This window comes from Xenorhabdus indica, assembly GCF_014467235.1.
Classification (GTDB): Bacteria; Pseudomonadota; Gammaproteobacteria; order Enterobacterales; family Enterobacteriaceae; genus Xenorhabdus; species Xenorhabdus indica.
This window is the reverse complement of the sequence record NZ_NKHP01000005.1, coordinates 83,475-105,643: the sequence shown is the minus strand read 5'-3', so window position 1 is coordinate 105,643 and position 22,169 is coordinate 83,475. Positions and strand designations below refer to the sequence as shown.

Below are 22,169 nucleotides of genomic sequence, written 5' to 3'. Positions count from 1 at the left end.
TACTTGGAATTAATGTACCTGTAAGATAAATACGCTCTGATATATTCTCTGTTCCTTACTATACTCAAGCAGCTTTAGGATGGGGGAGGATATCAAATGTGTCAGCTTTCGGTTCGTAACGGAGTTTAGTTGACAAAAACTGTTCCTGTCGAATATATGAGTATGAAATAACATCATAATTAAGCATTCTTTCGTGCTCTTATTTTCGGAGATAAAAATGACAGTTTTGGATTCCTTACTTGCCTTTACAGTTGCGGCTACACTGTTAACGCTAACCCCTGGTTTAGATACCGCTTTGATTTTAAGAACAGCCGCAGCAGAAGGCGGGAAAAAAGCTTTTCAGGCTGCACTTGGGATCGATACCGGATGTTTGATATGGGGAGCGATGGTGGCATTTGGTTTAGGGGCGTTAATTGCTGTATCTGAACTGGCATTTAACATTCTGAAATGGGGCGGTGCATTGTATTTATGCTGGTTGGGGCTCCAGATGATCTGGCGGCCTAACTTAGATCTTGGTGGAGAAAACGCTTCTTCTGTGAAAACGTCGAATTGGTTTGTCAAAGGAATGTTGGGAAATGTGTTGAATCCAAAAGTGGGTGTATTTTACGTCTCCTTCTTACCACAGTTTATTCCCCAGGGGCATTCACCCATTATCTGGACATTTGGATTAGTGGCAATTCACGTCATACTCGGCACGCTATGGGCATTGGCCCTGATTTATGCTACCCGGCCTCTTTCCCACATCTTACGTCGTGGGAACGTTATTAAATGGATGAATCGCACGACCGGCGGATTGTTTTTATTTTTCGCGTTTAATTTGGCGTTAAGTCGGCGCTAACTTTGTGTTCAAGGTAATTTGTGTTCAGGGTAAATGGATGCAGTCAACAAAGCTGTAACTTGAAAAATGACAGCTATGTAGGGTGTATCCTTATTTTTAGTCATTATTAATTGATATATTCAATATCGTTTAAGTTATTTTTGATTAAATCTTCCCCATTAAAAAATTGAATAAGGAGATCGGCCAGGACATCTGGGCGTTCCACCATGACGAGATGATCTGATTTTTTTATGGTGGTAAATAGTGAGTTTGGAAAAATAGAGGCGCAAATTTTAACATTTTCAGGCGGTGTGATGATATCGTATTCACCGGTTGTAAATAAAACGGGCTTGTCAAAATTGACTGCTCTCTCATATTTCTTTTGGTTCAAAAGATGCATTTGGAGATGCTTATATCTTTCTCCTTGATGTTGTGTTGATTCTAATAGTGTTTTTTTCAAAAGCTTATAGGTCGTTTCTTTTCCTAATATATCAATGCCTGGTTCGAGACAGAGAAGGCTTGAAATTATCTTCTCAACAGACTCCTCATATTTTCCCTCAACGAGTAATTGTAACGCTGCATTTAGTCTGTTTCGAATGTGAAGTGGCTGAGTAAGTGCTGTGCCAACTAAGGCGGCTTTATTAATCCTGTCAGGCCATTGATAGGTAAAAGCCAGGGCAATAGCCCCACCGTATGAAATACCAATGAGGTTTATTGTCTGCAAGGAAAGAACATCTAAAATATGTCGTGTACATTCGGCAAGAAACTCAAAGCTTTTGTTGTCTGGAATATTGTCCGCAGATCCTATTCCCGGTAAATCAACCATAATTAAAGGGCTGTCATCTTTGAGAAGATATTCAAGATGAGGTAAGGAGTACATATCCTGGAAACCGCCCGCGATAATTAATTTGGGGACTACTGTCGTGGTATTTATATCACCAATAACACGAAAAGCATATTTTACTCCATGCCATTCAATTTCCCTTCTGTCTTGAGGTGGAAGGCGGTAACTGGAATCAATAAAAGCAGCGAGGGATTCGACGTTTCTGAATCTAAGTACGTCACTCCAATCTATTTTCTTTCCTAAATTTTCCTCAATAGAAATTTGTATTTCAACTAATGAGATGGAATCTGCCCCAAGACTGAAAAAATCATCTTTAATACCCATTGATTCTACGAGTAGTACTTCCTGGCATATTTTCAGTAATTCATTTTCCGTGTTATTTGGTAATGATACTGTCATATCGAACTCCTATCATCATCTAATTAATCTTATATATCGATTGTCGTTCTGTGAAACTGGTAACTTAAGATTAGATGATTTTTTGATTAGAGAGGGTCTCAGAATACAGATAATGGGTTATTTCGCTACCAGAAAGTAACATAATGAAATTATAATTAAATGGTATTATCCGATGGCCTTGATAATGCTTGAGGATTGAGGCAGCCTTGCACGGTAAATTGAATTCAAAAATCATGGGGGAGAGACTATGGAAGCGTTATCCCCATGGCTGCCTGATAATGTGGTTCAAAAACAGTGAAATGGTCATTTAAGTAGTGATGGATTGCTGATGGTTGTCACATCAAATCACAAATTCAGCTCTTGTATCAACGTTGCTACCATGACAGCTTTAATGGTATGCATACGATTTTCTGCCTGATCAAACACAATGCTGTGTTCTGATTCAAACAGTTCATTAGTGACTTCCAACCCACCATACAGATTGAACTCTTCCGCTAATTGTTTACCAAGTATCGTTTCTTCATCGTGGAAAGCTGGCAGGCAATGCAGAAATTTCACATTCGGATTCTCTGTCAATTTCACGACATCCATATTGACCTGATAAGGCTTTAATAAGTCAATCCGCTCTTGCCAGACATTTTTAGGTTCTCCCATTGAAACCCAAACATCGGTATAGAGAAAATCCACATCTTTAACGCCCATTGTAATATCTTCTGTCAGTATGATCTTACCCGCCGTTTTTTCGGCTTGTAGTTGGCATTCGGCCACCAGCTTAGGATCTGGCCAGCAGGCTTTCGGAGCGACTAAACGCAGATCCAAACCTGTCAATGCGGCTGCTTCTAACATTGTATTACCCATGTTATTACGTGCATCACCCAGATAGGCCAGTTTTAGTTCTGTGAGTGGTTTTTGGCTATGTTCCTGCATGGTCATTAGATCTGCCAGCAGTTGAGTCGGATGAAACTCATTTGTCAGCCCATTCCAGACAGGAACACCAGCATATTTCGCTAATGTTTCGACAATATGCTGTCCATAGCCACGATACTGAATACCATCATACAAACGCCCAAGTACTCTTGCGGTATCTTTGATAGACTCTTTGTGGCCGATCTGGCTGCCATTGGGGCCTAAGTAAGTGATATTTGCTCCCTGGTCATGGGCTGCAACTTCAAACGCACAGCGTGTACGGGTAGAATCTTTCTCAAAAATCAGGGCGATATTTTTTCCTGCCAGTAAGGGAAATTCTTTTCCGGATTTTTTATTCGCTTTTAATTTAACTGCCAGTGTTAAAAGTGTATCAATTTCTGAGGGATTATGATCAAGTAATCTCAGGAAGTGGCGTTGGAAAAATGGATTCATACAGCATTTTCTCCATGGGAAAAATATTGAATTAATATTCACTATATATCGATAAAAAATCTAATTACAACCCTTATAATGTGAATCGGTAATTTGAGGATTATTAGGATAATTGGGATTCAGTCATTTACGACCTGTATTTTCTGTTTAACAAAATTGGATAGCTATATCCTTTGTAGGGAAAAGATGGGAGAATGCGAAACAGGATAGCCAACTGACAGGGGGATTGGCATGGCAGACCCACATGCATTAGAAGAACAGCGCGAAGAAACTCGCTTGATCATCGAAGAATTATTGGAAGATGGTAGTGATCCTGATGCGCTTTATATCATTGAACATCATTTTTCGGCAGAGGATTTTGATCGTCTGGAAAAAGCGGCTGTTGAAGCATTTAAACTGGGTTATGAAGTGACAGATGCGGAAGAGCTGGAAACAGAAGATAGCGTAGTTTTGATGTGTTGCGATGTGATCAGTGAAAGCCGTCTGGATGCTGAACTGATTAATGTACAGGTTGAGCAACTGTTGGATCTGGCTGAAAAAATCGGCGTGAATTACGATGGTTGGGGTACATATTTTGAAGATCCGAATGCGCCGGATGATGAAGATGATAATGGTGCTCTCTTCCCAGATGAAGATGAACCCAGACTTCACTAACTTCTTTTCAAGAATTGGCTGACTAATATATGCCCCGCGTAAACCGTGGGGCTCATTTATTGAAATCCATAAGCTATAGAGCTTGTTATAGTGTCTTGATCATTCTGACTTCGCAATCACTGTGCCCGGTATTGCCTAATGGTTCGTCAAGATAGCTGAAGCCCAGTTTTTTATATAGCGCAATGGCTGCTTTCAGCTCTGCCGTAGTTTCTAAATAACAGCGTGTAAAACCTTGTTCTGTGCCGAACGCCAGAGATTGTTGTACGATTTGTTTGGCGACGCCTTTTCCCCGCAACACCGATGAAAGATACATTTTTTGTAGTTCACAGGTATCATTGTCACCGCCTGCCAGTGGAGCAATTCCCCCACCTCCAACGACTTTACCCTCCATTTCAACAACCCAGTAAGCACTACGTGGCTGATTGTAAACTTCGTAGAGGGTATCCAGAATAGGATCGGCGACAGCAAAACCTTTGTCAGCGGTTAAACCATGTTCGGCAGATACCTCACGAATAACAGCAGCAATGTCTGCATTATCCTGTTGGATGATGGGACGGATGATGTAGTTGTGTGTTGTGATTTTGGTCATTCTTTTACTCTTTGTATTTTTATTTTCTGGTTAAGGATAATCCGAGACAATAGGTGTGTTTCGGAAAATACGATAATAAAAAGCGTGGATATTGAAATCCTGCTTCAGATTATCATGATGTTGTTGAGGTATGATGATTAGCTTGATATTCATTGAAAAAATAAGTAAACAAAAAGAATTCACTAAAATGATAAAATAAGACGGCATCATAACGATGCCGTAGTGTTACGAATTGAGTGATGAATTATTTCGAAATATCAGTGCCAAAATATTTCTCAGAAATACGGGCATAGGTTCCGTCATCTTTCATGTCTTGCAGTATTTTATTGATAGCTTCTACCAATTCAGGATCACCTTTGCGCAATAAAACGGCAGATTTACTTGCATCAGTTTGCTGTGCAACAATTTTAACTGGTGCGTTAGGTCGATGTTTTTTGAAATCTAAAAATGACAGACGGTCATTTAAGGTGGCATCTGCTCGTCCGGTGACAACTAAATCAATGGATTGGTTAAAGCCATCCGTACTGACTAAATTAGCCCCATAAGATGTTGCTAACTGACCGTAGTTACTGGTCAGAGACTGAGCTGAGCGTTTTCCTTTGAGATCCGCGAATGATTTAATATTGTTGTTGTTATCCTTGATGATTAAGGCAACCTGAGATGTTGAGTAAGGAATCGAAAAGCTGTACTTGGTTTTCCGCTCTGGGGTGACGCCCACTTGGTTAATCACGGCGTCAAAACGCTTGGCATCCAGCCCCGCAATCAGGCCATCCCATTTCACTTCCATAAACTCGGGTTTGACATTTAGGCGATGCGCAATTTCTCTGGCGATATCCACGTCAAAACCCGTGAGCTTGTTGGTGGCATCATGGTAGGTAAAAGGAGGATATGTGCCTTCTGTTCCAATCTTAAAGACACCAGAAGATTTTATGGCATCAAAATCTTTACCGGCATAGCTGGTAGCAGAAATAGCAAGGGCAGCGGCACTAGCCAGTAATAATTTCAAGAATACTTTCATTGTCTTTCTCCGAAGCAATTTTTCTTCAAATCAACTTATTCAAACTAAATTTTTTCAGACTAACGGTGGCACGGTGCTCTAGATTTCCCAATCCGGTAAGGTTTCTGTCAGGGTTGAAATAAACTCGACGGTACGCTGTTGATTTGGGCGGGTAAACATGTGCCTGGCACTTCCTGATTCAATAATTTCACCGAATTCCAAAAAGACAACATCATGAGCCAGATTAGCCGCCAGACGCAGATCGTGTGTTGCCATTAACATGGTTGTTCCTTCGTCCGCAAGTTGTTTCAATACTGAGACGACTTCTTTCGATAACTCAGGATCAAGGGCTGAAGTGGGTTCATCACATAGTAATACTTTGGGAGATGGGGCCATCGCTCTGGCAATGGCAACACGCTGCTGCTGACCCCCTGATAATGTGGTTGGCCAGGCATCAGCCTTATGGGACATATCCACTTTTTCCAGTAATTCGATTGCTCGTTCTCTGGCGCGTTCACGCGGCCATTTCTGTACCCAAATCAGCCCTTCCATGATATTTTCAATTACAGTGAGATGAGGAAAAAGCTGGAAATTCTGAAATACCATACCCGTTTGCAGGCTAAAGCGCTGGATTTCTTTGTGAGGTAGTCGTTCTTTACCCGTAAATGTGATTTTTTCCTTGCCGATCATCAGTTGACCCGCTTGCGGAATTTCTAACAGATTAATGCAACGCAACAGAGTACTTTTTCCACTGCCAGAAGGCCCGATAAGCGCTGTCAGACTGCCTTCCTGAATAGTCAGGTTAATGTTTTTCAGCACTTTTTGCCCGTCGAAACTTTTTTCAATGTTAGAGAGCTGAATCATCTTTGGCTTCCTTATTATTGCTATTTTGAGAGTATTGCCGGGAGAATTTCTTTTCCAGACGAACTTGCAGTGCCGATAGCAATGAACTCAGGATCAGATAAAGGATAGCGGCTTCGGTATACAGGATCATTGGTTGGTATGTCACGGCAGCGATGCGTTGTGCAGCCAGGAACATCTCTGGCACGGTAATGACAGAAGCTAATGAGGTATCTTTTACCAGTGAAATAAAGGTATTGGACAATGGAGGAATCGAAACTCTTGCCGCTTGTGGCAACACAATCCGACGTAAAGATTGCCACCAACTCATACCGATGGAGTGGGAAGCCTCCCATTGTCCTTTGGGAACAGAATTCAGAGCTGCGCGTATCACTTCCGAGGTATAGGCACCAACATTCAGGGTAAAACCAATCACGGCAGAAGTGAATGCTTCCAATGTAATGCCGATACTAGGCAAGGCGTAAAATATCAGGAATAGCTGAACCAGTAAGGGGGTTCCACGGATCAACCAAACATAAAAACGTACGACTGCAACCAGTGGTTTAGGGCCATAAAGCCTGATCAGGGCAACAATGAATCCCAGTGTAAGCCCAAGAGCAAATGTAATCAGGGTGAGGGGAATAGTGAATGTCAGGCCTGCGTAAAGCATTGGCCAAAGGGAATCCAGCGCTAAGCTGAGCCAGGATGGAGTCATATATTGTTCCTATATTTTATACTTTTCGTCTTTCAAGTTATTTATCTCTTTGTTGGTTTGGCAAATTCGTGCCTTTGCCGTTGCGATGCAATTTGAAATCCATTAGGTATATAGCCTAACTTCAAAAAGTATTTATTTTTTATGTGATTGTTTTATTTATGATATGGCAATAAGAGATCATAGTTATATAAAATAAAGTTATAGCTTAGAACTAATGGATGAGTCAGGGATATAAGGGAAGTATGGTGTCACTTGATATGGAAAGATCAAGAGCCTGTTTCATCAGACCAGAGCAAATGGGCTAACTTGAACAATTGGATCAACAGCGTGCTTTCAGTACATAATCTCGCTGATCCACTGGCTTAACCGTACAAACCGTACAAATAGTATTCTTTTATCGACATGCTCACCATAGCGATTTGTTCGGTTATCTGTGGTTGTGAGAGTTTCAATGCCATTGAAGAATGCGGGAAACCTAAAGAGGATTGGTTCAGCCAATTTCTTCTGTCCAATGGAATTCCCAGCCATGCTCTTGTCTATGAGAATCTACTAATAAATTAAATTTCAATGTAATAATATTTTTATATATTTAAATGCACCATAATATATTGTTTATTATGAATTTAAAATATAATTTAATAAATAATAAATAATAAATAATAAATAATAAATAATAAATAATAAATAATAAATAATAAATAATAAATAATAAATAATAAATAATAAATAATAAATAATGTCATTTTTCATCAATGTAAATAATGGAGAGAGATTTTATTCACGGCTTGATTTTCATTAATTTCTGCTATAATTAAAAAATATATAAACATGTTGTTTTTCAATCTTTATATTTTCTAATGGTTAACTACTGCTGTCAGGTTGTTTTTTAAAAATAGATTTTAATGAAGAGTGTAATAATATCTTTTCGGGCTGAATAAAAACAGCCTTAATGTAGTATTACTTCTTTTCCTAAGCGAACCCTTATTTTCAAACGGTAGGGATTTGCTTTGCAAATTGTTATCTTTCTTTTGGAGAAATAAAAATTATGAAAACATATAAGTTACTTATATCTATAATGATAGTGCTGAGTTGTTCGGCTTGCTCAAATGATATGAAAATAACAAAGGCAGTACATTCTCTAAAGCCTGACCCTGCTGCTCAGACACCGCTTTTCATGGTCTCCGGAGTCAAATATATGAAAGAATGTGGAAGAGGTTATGTTGTTGGGGTATGGTCAAATGCTAATAGCTGGAATGAGTGGGCGGTTTGGTTATCAGAAACAGGACGGAGTTGGAATAATAGGGATACCAAAATTTTTTGGGCTTACGGTAAGTTAAGCACTGATAAGGATAGTGGAAAGAACGCTTATGCCACTATTCTGGCAGCCCAAGCCAGTGGACAGAAGGTGGCACTATTGGATGATGAATTTGGAGTTCGATGTAACACATGGGGTTATGGCACCTATGAAGGCGCACAATTCAATTCAGTACAAGCCTGGTTCCCATAATTGTGAATTGTTTTTCTGGTTTCTCTGAAGATTTAGAAAATTTCTAAGGGAGGCGCATTTAATGAGAATTTTAAAACTCTTTTCTTTATTATGTGTTTTATTTTTATATATATCGCAGTCCTATGCTCAGCAACAAGTTAATAAAGTTTATAGAATGGATACCCGCCCTCCAGAGAGAATCTTTCGCACAGCAGGGGGCGGATTTTCTCCCTGGGGAACGAATAATAATATTGTGGAGCATGTTCAGGAGTACGGTGATATAGAGCATGCGGCGGCTGCTTCAGCATTTGTCTCAACAACTGCCAATGAAGAAGTCGCTATTGATTGGGGCGTCAATTTTGAGAATAGACAGACCTTCTACATTTATGACATAAGGCCAACCACTAATTTTTATAGTGTGATTTTATCATTACAGAACCTTTATGCTCAGACAGGAAATACAAATTATCTGAGACTGATTAATGTTTATGAAAATCAGGAAGAATATGTGGCAATCAGAGGTATTGCTGTTACACAAATTCGTGGAGCTCAGGAGTTTCTGTATGATTGGGTTAGCAATGCTTACGTTGAAGGTGATTATATATCTAACAGGGTGTATCAGGATCTTGAAACAACAGCAAATGTCAGCCCTTATATATCGAGCACTCAATTACCAAGAGAGGTAGTCACGACTGAAACTTATTGTGCTCTCAATTTGTCGACTTTTTCACGTCGTTATGATCGTCTGGCAGCCAGTACTCATACATATCCATTTTTAAGAAAATGGAAGCAATGCCATGATGGCTTATCGATAACCGCTTTTTTAAGTGCCAGTTTTTTATAATCGTGTTTAACTTCACTCCACCTTTGAATCGGTGGAGTGAAAACTAAGCGTCAGAAGGCAGGGTGGGATAATGGTTATATGATGAAAGCCCTTCACAGTGGGATTTCCATCTATATCAGTTAGGCCCGTTTGCCCTGTCCATCAGGCCCTGTTTGATTATTTTGTTATTTCTTCACCAAAATATTTGTCCCAAATACGTTGATAAGTACCATCAGCATTGATCTCAGTAATGGCTTTATCAACCGCGGTTTTTAATGCAGTGTCATTCTTGCGCAGGAGCACGGCGGTTTGTGCTGCGTTGGTATCAGTTGCCACTATTTTTACTGGTGCTTCTGGCCGATGTTTTTTGTAGTCGAGATAGGAAAGTTTGTCATTGATGGTGGCATCAGCACGACCTGTACTGACAAGTTCCACCTCTTGATTGAAACCATTTGTACCGATAATTTCGGCGCCGTGTTTACGGGCAATTTGGGCGAAGTTATTGGTCAGGGTATGGGCAGAAGTCCGATCTTTCAAATCACTGAATGTTTTAATTGTATTGTTATCTGTTCGGGTAATTAGCACGGCTTCAGAAATGACATAAGGCAGAGAGAAAATATATTTTTTCTCGCGTTCAGGTGTAATCGCAATTTGGTTCATAACGGCATCTGAGCGCCCGGCATCAAGGCCCGCGATTAATCCATCCCATTTACCTTCAATAAATTCAGGTCTGACTTGCATGCGCTGAGCAATTTCGCGACCGATTTCCACATCAAATCCGGTTAATTTTCCAGAAGCATCATGATAACTGAACGGAGCATAAGCCCCTTCTGTTGCGATTCTGAATACCCCTGTGGATTGAATGTTATCAAGGGTCGATTTTGCATAAGCCAAATGTGTAAAGCTTAATTGGAGAATACTTGCTAATAATACTTTGCTTACAATTTTCATTGCACCTTCCTGATAATGAGATTTATTGTCAAATATAATACATAATCAGTTTTTACGTCCAAATAGTTTATATAATATGAAATTATATGATGTGTTTTAATTTTTATATGAAAATTTTATAAAAAGCTAATAATTGATGTTTGTTCTTATAAATGGTATTGATTAATTCCATTTCGCTTGAAAGATAACATTAAAAACATTGAATCATCATATTTTTTAATGTAATGTTTTTAAGTTGCGATTATTGGTACGAATTTATTGATATTAAAAGTGGGTGCTCAATGCAAAACTCATTATTCAGAAAAGGGATGCTAGATTCTTTGCCCGTCTGTATTTCTTTTTTCCTTATTTTTGCTTCTGTTGGTGCTCTTTATCAAAATAAAGGAATTTCATTAATAGAAACTATGGCAGGGTCTGTATTCACTTTTGCTGCACCTTTGCAGGTAGCTGTTGTTAATTATCTTGCTAATGGAGTTTTCTTATCAGTGATAATACTGACTCTGATCATAAACTTTCGTTTTTTTCTGATGTCTATGGTCATGTCACAGTATTTTCATGGTATATCAAAAAGCAAGATATTATTGTCAATGTTAGCATTTAGCGCCAGTACATACACCGTGACTCATGCTCATCTAATTGCAGAGAAAATTTCTGATGGGAAATCTCAATTTAATTATTATCTAGGTGTATCTATACCAAGTTTTGTGATTGCTGTTTTGGCAACGTTGCTAGGGTATGTGTCTTCAAATTATTTGAATTATGATTCTATTTCTCTTTTTTTAATGATGTTAATTCCGATACATTTTTCATCCCTTGCGGCTAAGCGGGCAGGAAAAGATTTGTCTGTTTTTGTTACGCTAATAGGAGGGATATGTGCTCCATTCATAAATGAAATAAATATTCAACTTATGGATATCGTGATGCCTATTATAGTCGGAATGTGCATTGCATTTTATGAGTTAAGAATTAAAGAGAGAGCATAATTATGATGATAATCTTATTGATGGGAGCCATGAGTTTTTTTCTTAGGGTGATACCATTTTTAATAGGTAACAAAAAAATTAAAAAAGATGGTTTTCTTATTACATCTCTAGACTATTCCGTATGCTTTATTCTTGGCAGTATTATCGTGAATATCTCTCTTGATAATATAAAAATTAGCCATTTGCTTTCTGACTTTGAAATTAAATATGTGCTGGCAATAGTTACTGTTATAACTGCATATTTTATTAGTAAACGCACGGGTTCTATATTAAAGAGCCTAATTATATCATCTATATTATTTATATTAATATCATGGTGTTTGAATGAAAAAAATATGTTTTTTTGATACAACATTAAGATATGGTGAGCAGATTATTCTAACTCAGACAATAAATCCTTTTGTATTTATCTGTGATAACATGCAGATAAAGTAATTACCATCCCAAATACTGACGTTCAAAATTAACTTATCTGCTTATCTAAAATAAATCACCCTATTAATGCCTTAGCTTTTGCTCTAACTTCTGAAAGTACGGAGGCGGGTACTTTTCCCTTTTTCGCGGCATTACGTTTACGCCAGTCAAAACTTTTTACCTGATCAGCTAGAATGACGCTGTTGCACTCACCTTCTACCATAACTTCAAACGGATAGCCTTTAATTTTAGTCGTCATAGGGCAACACAGCATTAATCCTATTCTGCCATTGTAAATTGCAGGGCTAAGTACCAAAGCCGGGCGATGTCCTGCTTGTTCATGTCCTGCTTGTGGATCAAAATCAACCCAAACAATATCACCAGCATCTGGTATATAGGTTTTTACCATTGTGATTTTTCCTTCATTATCTACACTCAATACCCAAAAAATGTCACCGATTCCTATAAACAGCATTAGATATTATTTACGGGAAAGGAGAACTGTTGAATAAATAACAGTATCAAGACAATATAGTATAATTTGGGGGGTATATTTGTTGATATTAATATACCCCATTATATTAAGATCATTCATAATGCTTCTTTACCCACGGGTTTACCAAAAGATATTTCTTCATGAATATTCTCGTCTGTAACACCGGAAAGCAAAGCATCAAGCGTATACTCTTTAGAGTGCACAGGCTCAATGACTATACGTCCATTTTCTACCATAATATCAACGGCATCATCAATGCTCAAAGATACGGCTTTCATAATTGCAGCCGGGATCCTTACCGATGGGCTATTGCCCCACTTTTTAATTACTGCTTGTGACATTGCTATACCCTCGTAACGTTTCTACATTGTAGATACAATAAGTAGAAAGTATCCATGTGTCAACATGGTAGATATATAAAGTTGAATATGTGAACCAATGAATTTGAGGAAGAAAAGCCACTGCATTTTTTGCAGTGGCTTAATTAAATTCAAGAAATATTACAAAGCAGCAATGGTCTCTTTTTGTGCCAGTAATTTTTCTTTAGCAGCATTGTTTGTTGCCAGACGCTCACGCTCTTTGGTAACAACGGCTTCTGGTGCTCGGCTGACAAAACCTTCGTTAGCCAGTTTGACTTCGATGCTGTTGATTTCTTTATCCAGCTTCTCGATTTCTCTATCCAGACGAGCGAGTTCTGCGTTTTTATCGATCAAACCCGCCATTGGGATCAGTATTTCTGCACCGGTGATCAGTTTGGTCACAGAAACTGGTGCTTCTTCTCCTGCTGCCGATACAGTAACAGAAGAGAGACGGCCCATTGCCTGAATAAAGTTAAGGTTTTCAGCCACACGACGTTGTGCATCAGTATTTGCATCACGCAGCAAAACTTCCAGCGGCTTGCTTGGTGCGATGTTCATTTCTGCACGAATATTACGTACCGCAATGATCGCTTCCTTGATCCATTCCAGATCGTTCAGTGCCAGTTCATTAACTTTCGCCTGATCGAATTCAGGGAAAGGTTGCAGCATGATGGTATCCGCATCAATACCTTTAACCACTTTCACACGTTGCCAGATAGTTTCGGTGATGAATGGAATGATTGGATGTGCCAGACGCAGTAAACCTTCCAACACTTCGATCAGAGTATGACGCGCTGCGCGAACTTCTGCTCCAGTACCTTTGTTGATGGCAGGTTTGGACAGTTCCAGATACCAGTCACAGAATTGGTTCCATGTGAATTCGTAAAGAATATTGGCGGCGATATCGAAACGGTAAGTATCTAATGCTTCGCGATAGGCTTTTACTGTCTGGTTGAATTCAGCCAAAATCCAACGATCTGCCAGTGACAGTGACATTTCACCACCATTTTGGCCACAATCCTGCCCTTCGGTGTTCATCAGCACAAAACGGCTGGCGTTCCATAGCTTGTTACAGAAGTTGCGATAACCTTGCAGGCGTTTCATATCCCAGTTGATATCGCGGCCAGTAGAAGCCAGTGCTGCCAGAGTGAAACGCAGGGCGTCAGTGCCGTGGGCTTCAATGCCTTCCGGGAACTGTTTTTCAGTACGCTGACGGATTTTCTCTGCCATTTGTGGCTGCATCATATTGCCGGTACGTTTTTTCAGCAGGGTTTCCAGCGGGATACCGTCAATCATATCCAATGGGTCGATAACATTCCCTTTGGATTTTGACATCTTCTGGCCTTCTTCATCGCGGATCAGACCGGTCATATAGACAGTTTTGAATGGTACTTGTGGTTTGCCGTTTTCATCTTTGATGAAGTGCATGGTCATCATGATCATGCGGGCAATCCAGAAGAAGATGATGTCAAAACCACTGACCAGCACATTCGTTGGGTGAAAGGCTTTCAACGCTTCAGTTTGCTCAGGCCAGCCGAGGGTAGAGAATGTCCACAAGCCAGAGGAGAACCAGGTATCCAGTACGTCTTCGTCCTGAGTCAGTGTAATATCTGCACCCAGATTGTTTTCGCGGCGGACTTCTTCTTCATCACGTCCAACATAAACATTGCCTTGTGCGTCATACCATGCCGGAATACGGTGGCCCCACCACAATTGACGGGAAATACACCAATCCTGAATATCACGCATCCAGGAGTAGTACATGTTTTCGTACTGTTTTGGTACGAACTGGATATCGCCGTTTTCAACCGCTTCAATCGCCACTTTTGCCAGTGGTGCTGTGCGCACATACCATTGGTCAGTCAGCATTGGCTCGATAACCACGCCGCCACGGTCACCGTAAGGTACGGTCAGATCATGAGGTTTGATTTCTACCAGCAGGCCCAGTTTTTCAAATTCAGCGACAATCGCCTTACGCGCAGCAAAGCGTTCCATGCCACGGTATTCAGCAGGGATCTCGGTCGAGTAACTGTCAGAAACTTCACCATTAGTGTTGAAAACTTCTGCGGCTTCACGGATATCACCATCGAAGGTCAGGATGTTGATCATTGGCAGACTGTGGCGTTTACCGACTTCATAGTCATTGAAATCGTGAGCCGGAGTGATTTTCACACAGCCGGTGCCTTTTTCCATATCTGCATGCTCATCTCCTACGATAGGAATACGACGGTTGACCAGTGGCAGGATAATCTCTTTGCCAATCAGATCCTTATAACGCGGATCTTCCGGGTTAACAGCAACGCCGGTATCCCCTAGCATAGTTTCCGGACGGGTAGTAGCAACAATCAGGTAGTCTTTGCCTTCGGCAGTTTTGGCTCCATCTGCTAATGGATAACGCAGATGCCACATAGAACCTTTAACTTCGCGGTTTTCGACTTCCAGATCAGAAATCGCGGTGCGCAGTTTAGGGTCCCAGTTAACCAGGCGTTTGCCACGGTAAATCAAATCTTCTTGATACAGGCGAACAAAGGCTTCTTTAACGGCTTTTGACAAACCCTCATCCATAGTGAAGCGTTCACGCTCCCAATCCACAGAGTTACCCAGGCGGCGCATCTGGTTGGTGATAGTGCCGCCTGATTCCGCTTTCCACTGCCAAATTTTGTCAATAAAAGCATCGCGGCCGTAATCGTGGCGGGTTTTGTTTTCTTCTGCTGCGATTTTGCGCTCGACAACCATTTGCGTTGCGATGCCTGCGTGGTCAGTACCGACTTGCCATAGCGTGTTTTTGCCCTGCATGCGTTGGTAGCGCACCATAGTATCCATGATCGTTTGCTGGAATGCGTGCCCCATATGCAGGCTGCCGGTCACGTTTGGTGGCGGAATGACGATGCAGAAGCTTTCACGGCGGGTATCGCCATTCGGCTTGAAATAACCGCTCTTTTCCCAGTGGTTATAAAGAGGTTGCTCTATCTCTGTCGGATTGTATGTTTTATCGAGAGATGGCTCAGATTGCGTTTTAGTAGCGGGTGTCTTTTCCATTGTATCTTGATATTTAATAGGTTGGCGGGGTTGCCATGGTCAAATTAAAGCCGACGCTACGATAAGATTTATATCGTTCGCGCGCTAACTGTTTCAGATTTTCATCAATAGGGACGAAGTCTATCACTTCATGGAAAGCTGTGGCAAAGTCTACAAAATGAGGAAGTAGTGTTACCAAAATATCACGGGGAGCATTGCCTCTTTTTTGCGGCCAGCAAAGTTCCACAGGGGCACCATAGCGGGGGCCTTCTCCAGCCAGGTTATGTGGCACAAATTGACCTGGCTCTCGTTGCCATAGTGCTTCATCCAGTTTTTCGGCCTGCTGTTGGCTTTCACAAGCAATCAGAACCCGCTTCCCTGCACGCCATTGATCAGCAGCCAACTGACATGCCAGCCATTCATGCGGCTGCAATTCATCAAAAGACGATGATTCTTTCTGTAACGGTTTTTCCAATAACAGCTTTTCCGGTGACAGCTTTTCCAATAAATAGAAAGTAGCATTTTTCATAAATTCTTTTACTGACAATGTCTCATGATTACAGAAAACAAGTTACAGAAAAAATGATAGGCAAAGTGACGGAAAAGGGTATTGCTGTCGCAATACCCTCAATCCCGTTGACTTTTTTAATACCTTTTGCGTTAGCCTTTATGCAAAAAATGGCTAGTCTGGGTATTAATCATCCGCATTCAGACCTGCACGATTTAACAGGAATTGTGACAATAGTGCAACTGGACGACCCGTTGCTCCTTTTGTCTTACCTGAACGCCATGCTGTACCGGCAATATCCAGATGTGCCCAGTTGTATTTAGCTGTAAATCGGGACAGGAAAGCACCGGCAGTGATTGCGCCGCCAAGACGTCCGCACGAGTTGACCATATCCGCAAAATTGGATTCTAACTGTTCGGAATACTCGTCCCCCAGTGGCAGACGCCATGCACGATCACCCGCTTGTTCTGACGCGTTCAGTAGCTCATGTGCAAGCGGGTTATGATTGGACATTAAGCCTGTGTAGTGGTTTCCCAACGCAACCATGCAAGCGCCTGTCAGAGTAGCAACATCAATAACCAGTTCTGGCTCGAAACGTTCAACATATGTCAGCGCATCACATAATACCAGACGGCCTTCCGCATCCGTATTCGTGACTTCAACAGTCTGACCGGACATGGTGGTTAAAATGTCACTAGGGCGATAAGCATGACCACCGGGCATGTTTTCGCATCCTGCCAATACCCCAATAACGTTAATAGGTAATTGCAGTTCTGCAACAACGCGCATCGCACCATAAACAGAAGCGGCTCCTCCCATGTCGCATTTCATCTCTTCCATGCCTTCGGCTGGCTTGAGAGAAATACCGCCGGAATCGAAAGTCAGCCCTTTACCCACTAACACGATCGGTTTCGCATTGGGATCTTTGCTGCCTTTATATTCGATCACTGACATCAGAGATTCGTTCTGCGAACCTTGTCCCACTGCCAGATAGGCATTCATGCCTAACTCTTTCATCTGTTCTTCACCAATCACTTTGGTGATCAGATTGTCAGCACTGTCAGCAAGCTGGCGTGCCTGTGATGCAAGGTACGCAGCATTACAGATATTGGGTGGCATATTGACCAGATCTTTTGTCGCCTTAATACCGGATGCAATGGCAAGACCATGCTGAATAGCGCGTTCACCGCTGGTCAATTCACGGCGAGTCGGCACATTGAAAACCATCTTACGCAAAGGGCGACGCAGTTCATTTTTACTGCTCTTAAGCTGATCGAAAACATACAGAGATTCTTTTGCTGTTTCGACAGCCTGACGTACTTTCCAATAGTTATTGCGCCCTTTGACGTGTAATTCTGTCAAGAAACAGACCGCTTCCATTGACCCGGTTTCATTAAGGGTGCTGATCGTTTTCTGGATAATCTGCTTGTACTGGCGCTCGTCCAGTTCACGCTCTTTTCCGCATCCAACCAACAGAATTCGTTCAGACAGCACGTTAGGAACGTGATGCAGCAATAGGGTTTGGCCCACTTTGCCTTCAAGTTCGCCGCGGCGCAGTAAGGCACTAATATAACCGTTACTTATTTTGTCAAGTTGCTCTGCGATAGGGGACAGACGGCGCGGTTCAAATACGCCGACAATAATACACGCACTGCGTTGTTTTTCCGGGCTACCGCTTTTTACACTAAACTCCATGCGTTCTCCTGAATCTTAAAGACAAAGACAGATACAATCGCTAAAATACCACGTTCCGCGTTAAATCATCCCAAATAAAGTTCTCTGTTATGTTAAGCTAAGCATATTAATTTTAGATACTTAACTAACGATAACTGTGCTCTAATTGAGAACGAATATATGGAATGCTTTGGTATCATTTTAGCAATGGGAAAGCCAAACTGATTCATATAAATGGTAGATATACGACGAAGTTAGCGACTTTCCTGCAAAAAGACAAGTTTTCACAGGCGTAATAAGCGTGATCATCATTAGATATCTGGTACGGGAAACCCTGAAAAGCCAAATCGCAATACTTTTCATCTTATTGCTGATCTTTTTCTGTCAGAAATTAGTTGAGGTATTGGGTGCGGCAGTAGAAGGTAATATTCCCGCAAATTTAGTTTTATCCTTGTTAGGCTTAGGTGTGCCGGAAATGGCGCAGCTAATTTTACCTCTGAGTTTGTTTCTTGGGGTATTAATGACATTTAGCAAACTCTACACGGAAAGCGAAATCACCGTCATGCATGCCTGTGGTTTAGGTAAAGGTGTGTTGGTGAAATCAGCGCTCATCCTGGCTCTGCTTACCGCAATGCTGGCAGCGGCCAATGTTATCTGGTTCACGCCATGGTCATCTAAATATCAGGAACAAGTGCTGGCGGATGCAAAAGCAAACCCAAGCCTTGCGGCGATAATGGAAGGGCAGTTCAAACCGTCCAGAGATGGTAACATGGTGTTGTATATCGGTGACGTCAAAGGAAATAATTTTGAGAATGTATTCCTTGCTCAGCTTCGACCAGTACATAACCAGAGGCCTTCTGTGGTTATTGCTGATGGTGGGCATATGGAAGAGTTACCGAATGGCAATCAGGTAGCGGTACTGCATGAAGGAACTCGTTACGAAGGTACTGCATTGTTACGTGATTTCCGCATCACAGAATTTCAAAACTATCGGGCCGTCATAGGGCACCAAAGCCCGGAAATTGACAGCGGCAAAGTTGAACAAAAATCAATGGATGAGCTGTGGCATGGCAACGATCCGGATTCCCGCTCAGAGTTCCACTGGCGTTTAACCTTGATTGTTTCTGTCTTGGTCATGGCGCTGATGGTTGTTCCTCTCAGTGCAGTCAACCCGCGTCAGGGACGTGTGCTCAGTATGTTGCCAGCCATGTTGCTCTATCTGATTTTCTTCCTGCTGCAAAGTTCTCTCCATTCCAATGGCGGTAAGGGCAAACTTAACCCTCTGTTTTGGATGTGGCTGGTGAACGGTGTGTATTTTGCGTTGGCACTGGTGCTCAACGTATGGGATACCGTCCCAATGCGTAAGCTGCGTTCACGCTTTAAGACTCAAGGAGCGGCGTGATGTTTGGTGTATTAGATAGATATATCGGGCGGACGATCCTACAAACCATTCTGATGACACTGTTCACTCTGGTGTCACTGTCAGGCATCATCAAATTTGTTGATCAGCTTCGTAAAGTCGGTCAGGGGGAATATACTGCTCTTTCTGCCGGTATTTATACGCTGCTGAGCGTTCCCAAAGATATCCAGATTTTCTTCCCGATGGCAGCATTGTTAGGTGCACTTTTGGGCTTGGGCGCGTTGGCAACCCGCAGTGAGCTGGTCGTCATGCAGGCTGCTGGTTTTACCCGTTTACAAGTGGCTGGCTCGGTAATGAAAACCGCGATCCCCCTGGTTCTGCTGACGATGGTTATCGGTGAATGGGTGGCTCCACAAGGTGAACAAATTGCCCGTAACTTCCGTTCTCAAAAGATGTATGATGGTTCTTTAGTCTCCACTGCTAAAGGGATTTGGACAAAGGATGGTCAGGATTTTGTCTATATTCAGAATGTGGGTAAAGATAATTCCCTGAATGGTATAAGTATTTATCATGTTGATGATAAAAGAAAACTGTTATCCGTGAGGTATGCAGCGTCTGCTGTGTATGATCAGGACAACAAGCAGTGGAAGTTGTCTCAGGTTGAAGAGTCTGATTTAAGTCAGTTCGGTCGGATCACTGGTTCGCAGCGTATCTCTGCTGACTGGAAAAGTTGGCTGACACCAGAAAAACTGGGGGTTGTTGCTCTTGAACCTGCTGCACTCTCCATTCGTGGTCTGCATCAATATATTACTTACCTGAAACAGGGTCAGCAGGATGCCGGGCGCTACGAACTCAATATGTGGAAAAAGATCTTTGCCCCGTTATCCGTTGCGGTCATGATGCTGATGGCACTCTCCTTTATCTTTGGCCCATTGCGTAGTGTTCCTATGGGATTAAGGGTTGTAGTGGGGATAAGTACTGGCTTTATCTTTTATGTCCTGAATGAGATATTCGGCCCACTCAGCTTGGTTTATAGTATGCCACCCGTATTGGGAGCACTGTTGCCAAGTTTGTTATTCTTTGTAGTGAGTATTTATTTACTTTTGTACCGAAAATAACCGTGTCAAACTGACATATCATTAAGTTGATTTATCGCTCTCGTTTTCAAAAGTGAGAGTGATTTTTCATCATTAAATATCGTGATTTCTATTTTATTCCATAAGCGTTTTTATGATATTGTTCCCGGCATAATGGCTCGGAGTAATGATTTGCTGGCGAAAGCAATGATACCAAATCTTCATGCCATTCAACGGATAAGGGGTGGTTTACCGATTCTTTTGCAGCTACATTCTCCAGATTGCTACTAATGGAAAAATTAAGGCAATAAGTTCTAAGAAAGAAATATTAGCATCTGATTATGAACCCATTAACGCATGGAGAATGATTTTTAGACCTTCAGCGATAGAAGAATATGTAAAAAAGAACAATGATAATGTCCAAAAATAGGATAGTGATAATGCAACCAAGCTGAGCTTACGCCAGTAAAGCTCAGCTTGGTATTTTTTATTGATTACTTTTTACCAATGAGGGAAGTGCTGAATTTGAATTGTGATTCTGTGCCAGCGCAGTGATCAGCTCATTCACACCCTTAGTAACACGATGGAACTTACTGTGTTCTTTGCGGGTCATTACCAAAAATACTCCGATATTCTGTTCAGGGATCATCGCCATATAAGTATTGAACCCGCCACCACCGCCAGTTTTCTGATAGATACCCGGAATATCTTTCTTGCTATTCATATAAACCCAACCGAGTCCGATACCATCGGCCTGGCCTGCCACATCCATTCCTTTGATTGACGTCAAATCGGCGCGTTTAAAGTAGATACCCTGTTCACGGCTGGCTGTCTGCTTCCTCAACTGATTGTGAGAAGATAAAAACTGTTGCATCCAACGCTGCATATCGGCGGGGGTAGAATAAATTCCTCCACTGCCTGCTGCGGCAATAGTACTGATACAGGGACTGGATTTGACCCCTTCCATCAACCGGGCACATTGAGTTTGGGTAGGAGTCAGAGTGGTATCTTTCATCTTATAAGGATGGGTAATTTCTTCTCGCAGAAGGCGAGGGTAAGGTTCTCCTGTCGCCTTGGAAAGCGCATCTGCCAATAAATCGTAGGCCAGATTGGAATAAGAAGCCGTTGTGCCAGGAACAGCATTTATCTCAGCGGATTTCAGCCAAGTCCAACGATTGGATTGTGTTGGCCAGATAAACACCGGACGCCCCCACTTTCCGCCAGGTTGTTCCCGTGGTAGCCCACTGGTATGGCTTGCCAGATGATATAACCGAATTGGTTGATTTGCGCTAAAGTTTGGTACATGCACGCCATAATAAGAATATTTTTGCAATGGGTCGGTGATCCTAATCCGTTTTTTCTCTGCCAGCTTGATCATCACCTCACTGGTCATCAATTTGGTGAGAGAAGCGATACGAATTAAAGAATTCTGACTTGGCTTAATGCCACTCCCTGGATAAGTTTCTCCAAAACTGCGATGCATGACCTGATTATTATCAATAACCACCATTGCCATACCTAACGGGTTACCTTCATCAAAGATTGACTGGGCATACTGTTCAACCAGTGCTGAAGCTAGTTTTCGGCTGGAGGCATTGCCGTCAAACACTTCCCATTTTGTTGTGGACTGTGAACTTGGGCGCTGAGTTTTGCTCTGGTGTGAATGACCAGAGGTAGCACAAGCTGAAAGCGCCAATGAAAGAGCGGAAACTATACAAAATTTATAGAGCCGTTTGTTCATTTTTGGATTAACCAGTCAGGGAGCGTAATCAAGTGAGTGGGACAAAACCGTTATTTGTTCTTTTTA

General features: G+C 41.7%; 22 protein-coding genes. 9 read left to right on the top strand and 13 right to left on the bottom strand.

The window, feature by feature from the left end:
• Positions 1 to 217: 217 nt before the first annotated feature.
• Entirely contained in the window at positions 218 to 838 is a 621-nt protein-coding gene (locus Xind_RS05850; protein ID WP_187649644.1) for a LysE family translocator, read from the top strand.
• A gap of 106 nt (positions 839 to 944) precedes the next feature.
• On the opposite strand, the gene Xind_RS05845 is transcribed toward Xind_RS05850, so the two are convergent.
• Complete coding sequence (locus Xind_RS05845; RefSeq protein WP_047684592.1) at positions 945 to 2,060, bottom strand: alpha/beta fold hydrolase; 1,116 nt, start codon at positions 2,058 to 2,060, stop codon at positions 945 to 947.
• 345 nt (positions 2,061 to 2,405) lie between these two features.
• On the bottom strand, positions 2,406 to 3,419 hold the full coding sequence (gene argF, locus Xind_RS05840; protein WP_047684596.1) for an ornithine carbamoyltransferase: 1,014 nt from the start codon (positions 3,417 to 3,419) through the stop codon (positions 2,406 to 2,408).
• 231 nt (positions 3,420 to 3,650) lie between these two features.
• Between argF and rraB the strand changes: the two genes are divergently transcribed.
• Positions 3,651 to 4,073 (top strand): ribonuclease E inhibitor RraB, encoded by a 423-nt coding sequence (gene rraB / locus Xind_RS05835; RefSeq protein ID WP_047684598.1) that lies wholly within the window; start codon positions 3,651 to 3,653, stop codon positions 4,071 to 4,073.
• A gap of 85 nt (positions 4,074 to 4,158) precedes the next feature.
• On the opposite strand, the gene Xind_RS05830 is transcribed toward rraB, so the two are convergent.
• From Xind_RS05830 to Xind_RS05815, 4 genes are all read right to left on the bottom strand, one after another.
• On the bottom strand, positions 4,159 to 4,662 hold the full coding sequence (locus Xind_RS05830; RefSeq protein WP_187649643.1) for a GNAT family N-acetyltransferase: 504 nt from the start codon (positions 4,660 to 4,662) through the stop codon (positions 4,159 to 4,161).
• 244 nt (positions 4,663 to 4,906) lie between these two features.
• Complete coding sequence (locus tag Xind_RS05825; protein ID WP_047684603.1) at positions 4,907 to 5,680, bottom strand: amino acid ABC transporter substrate-binding protein; 774 nt, start codon at positions 5,678 to 5,680, stop codon at positions 4,907 to 4,909.
• Between the two features lie 78 nt (positions 5,681 to 5,758).
• Entirely contained in the window at positions 5,759 to 6,523 is a 765-nt protein-coding gene (locus Xind_RS05820) for an amino acid ABC transporter ATP-binding protein (protein ID WP_047684604.1), read from the bottom strand.
• Complete coding sequence (locus Xind_RS05815; RefSeq protein ID WP_047684606.1) at positions 6,507 to 7,214, bottom strand: amino acid ABC transporter permease; 708 nt, start codon at positions 7,212 to 7,214, stop codon at positions 6,507 to 6,509. The genes Xind_RS05820 and Xind_RS05815 overlap by 17 nt, the downstream gene beginning before the upstream one ends.
• Before the next feature lie 402 nt (positions 7,215 to 7,616).
• On the opposite strand from Xind_RS05815, the gene Xind_RS05810 reads away from it, so the two are divergent.
• From Xind_RS05810 to Xind_RS05800, 3 genes are all read left to right on the top strand, one after another.
• A complete protein-coding gene (locus Xind_RS05810; RefSeq protein WP_367961226.1) occupies positions 7,617 to 7,775 on the top strand; it encodes a transposase family protein in 159 nt (52 codons plus the stop codon).
• A 634-nt stretch (positions 7,776 to 8,409) separates the two neighbouring features.
• Complete coding sequence (locus Xind_RS05805; protein ID WP_156115316.1) at positions 8,410 to 8,721, top strand: hypothetical protein; 312 nt, start codon at positions 8,410 to 8,412, stop codon at positions 8,719 to 8,721.
• Between the two features lie 61 nt (positions 8,722 to 8,782).
• Positions 8,783 to 9,544 (top strand): enterotoxin A family protein, encoded by a 762-nt coding sequence (locus Xind_RS05800; protein ID WP_047678858.1) that lies wholly within the window; start codon positions 8,783 to 8,785, stop codon positions 9,542 to 9,544.
• 156 nt (positions 9,545 to 9,700) lie between these two features.
• Here Xind_RS05800 and Xind_RS05795 read toward each other — a convergent pair whose 3' ends face one another.
• Positions 9,701 to 10,474 carry an amino acid ABC transporter substrate-binding protein gene (locus Xind_RS05795; protein WP_047678855.1) on the bottom strand — a complete coding sequence of 258 codons (774 nt, stop codon included), beginning with the start codon at positions 10,472 to 10,474 and terminating at the stop codon, positions 9,701 to 9,703.
• Between the two features lie 281 nt (positions 10,475 to 10,755).
• Between Xind_RS05795 and Xind_RS05790 the strand changes: the two genes are divergently transcribed.
• Positions 10,756 to 11,457 carry an AzlC family ABC transporter permease gene (locus tag Xind_RS05790; RefSeq protein WP_187649642.1) on the top strand — a complete coding sequence of 234 codons (702 nt, stop codon included), beginning with the start codon at positions 10,756 to 10,758 and terminating at the stop codon, positions 11,455 to 11,457.
• Between the two features lie 2 nt (positions 11,458 to 11,459).
• Positions 11,460 to 11,804 (top strand): AzlD domain-containing protein, encoded by a 345-nt coding sequence (locus Xind_RS24020; protein ID WP_047678849.1) that lies wholly within the window; start codon positions 11,460 to 11,462, stop codon positions 11,802 to 11,804.
• 143 nt (positions 11,805 to 11,947) lie between these two features.
• Here Xind_RS24020 and mazF read toward each other — a convergent pair whose 3' ends face one another.
• From mazF to pepA, 5 genes are all read right to left on the bottom strand, one after another.
• On the bottom strand, positions 11,948 to 12,280 hold the full coding sequence (mazF, locus tag Xind_RS05780) for an endoribonuclease MazF (RefSeq protein ID WP_047678846.1): 333 nt from the start codon (positions 12,278 to 12,280) through the stop codon (positions 11,948 to 11,950).
• A 182-nt stretch (positions 12,281 to 12,462) separates the two neighbouring features.
• Positions 12,463 to 12,708: an AbrB/MazE/SpoVT family DNA-binding domain-containing protein gene (locus tag Xind_RS05775; RefSeq protein ID WP_047678843.1), complete on the bottom strand. Its 246-nt coding sequence runs from the start codon at positions 12,706 to 12,708 to the stop codon at positions 12,463 to 12,465.
• Between the two features lie 159 nt (positions 12,709 to 12,867).
• Complete coding sequence (locus tag Xind_RS05770; protein WP_187649641.1) at positions 12,868 to 15,765, bottom strand: valine--tRNA ligase; 2,898 nt, start codon at positions 15,763 to 15,765, stop codon at positions 12,868 to 12,870.
• Between the two features lie 13 nt (positions 15,766 to 15,778).
• Positions 15,779 to 16,273, bottom strand: coding sequence for a DNA polymerase III subunit chi (locus Xind_RS05765; RefSeq protein WP_047678837.1), 495 nt, complete (start codon positions 16,271 to 16,273; stop codon positions 15,779 to 15,781).
• A gap of 165 nt (positions 16,274 to 16,438) precedes the next feature.
• Positions 16,439 to 17,947, bottom strand: coding sequence for a leucyl aminopeptidase (gene pepA / locus Xind_RS05760; RefSeq protein ID WP_047678834.1), 1,509 nt, complete (start codon positions 17,945 to 17,947; stop codon positions 16,439 to 16,441).
• Positions 17,948 to 18,227: 280 nt separating this feature from the next.
• Between pepA and lptF the strand changes: the two genes are divergently transcribed.
• Together lptF and lptG are read left to right on the top strand one after the other, a co-directional pair.
• Entirely contained in the window at positions 18,228 to 19,328 is a 1,101-nt protein-coding gene (lptF, locus tag Xind_RS05755) for an LPS export ABC transporter permease LptF (protein WP_047678831.1), read from the top strand.
• Positions 19,328 to 20,404, top strand: coding sequence for an LPS export ABC transporter permease LptG (lptG, locus tag Xind_RS05750; RefSeq protein ID WP_047678828.1), 1,077 nt, complete (start codon positions 19,328 to 19,330; stop codon positions 20,402 to 20,404). The genes lptF and lptG overlap by 1 nt, the downstream gene beginning before the upstream one ends.
• Before the next feature lie 445 nt (positions 20,405 to 20,849).
• Here the strand turns inward: lptG and ampH are convergent, their stop codons facing one another.
• Positions 20,850 to 22,103: a D-alanyl-D-alanine-carboxypeptidase/endopeptidase AmpH gene (gene ampH / locus Xind_RS05745; RefSeq protein ID WP_052189369.1), complete on the bottom strand. Its 1,254-nt coding sequence runs from the start codon at positions 22,101 to 22,103 to the stop codon at positions 20,850 to 20,852.
• Positions 22,104 to 22,169 lie beyond the last annotated feature (66 nt).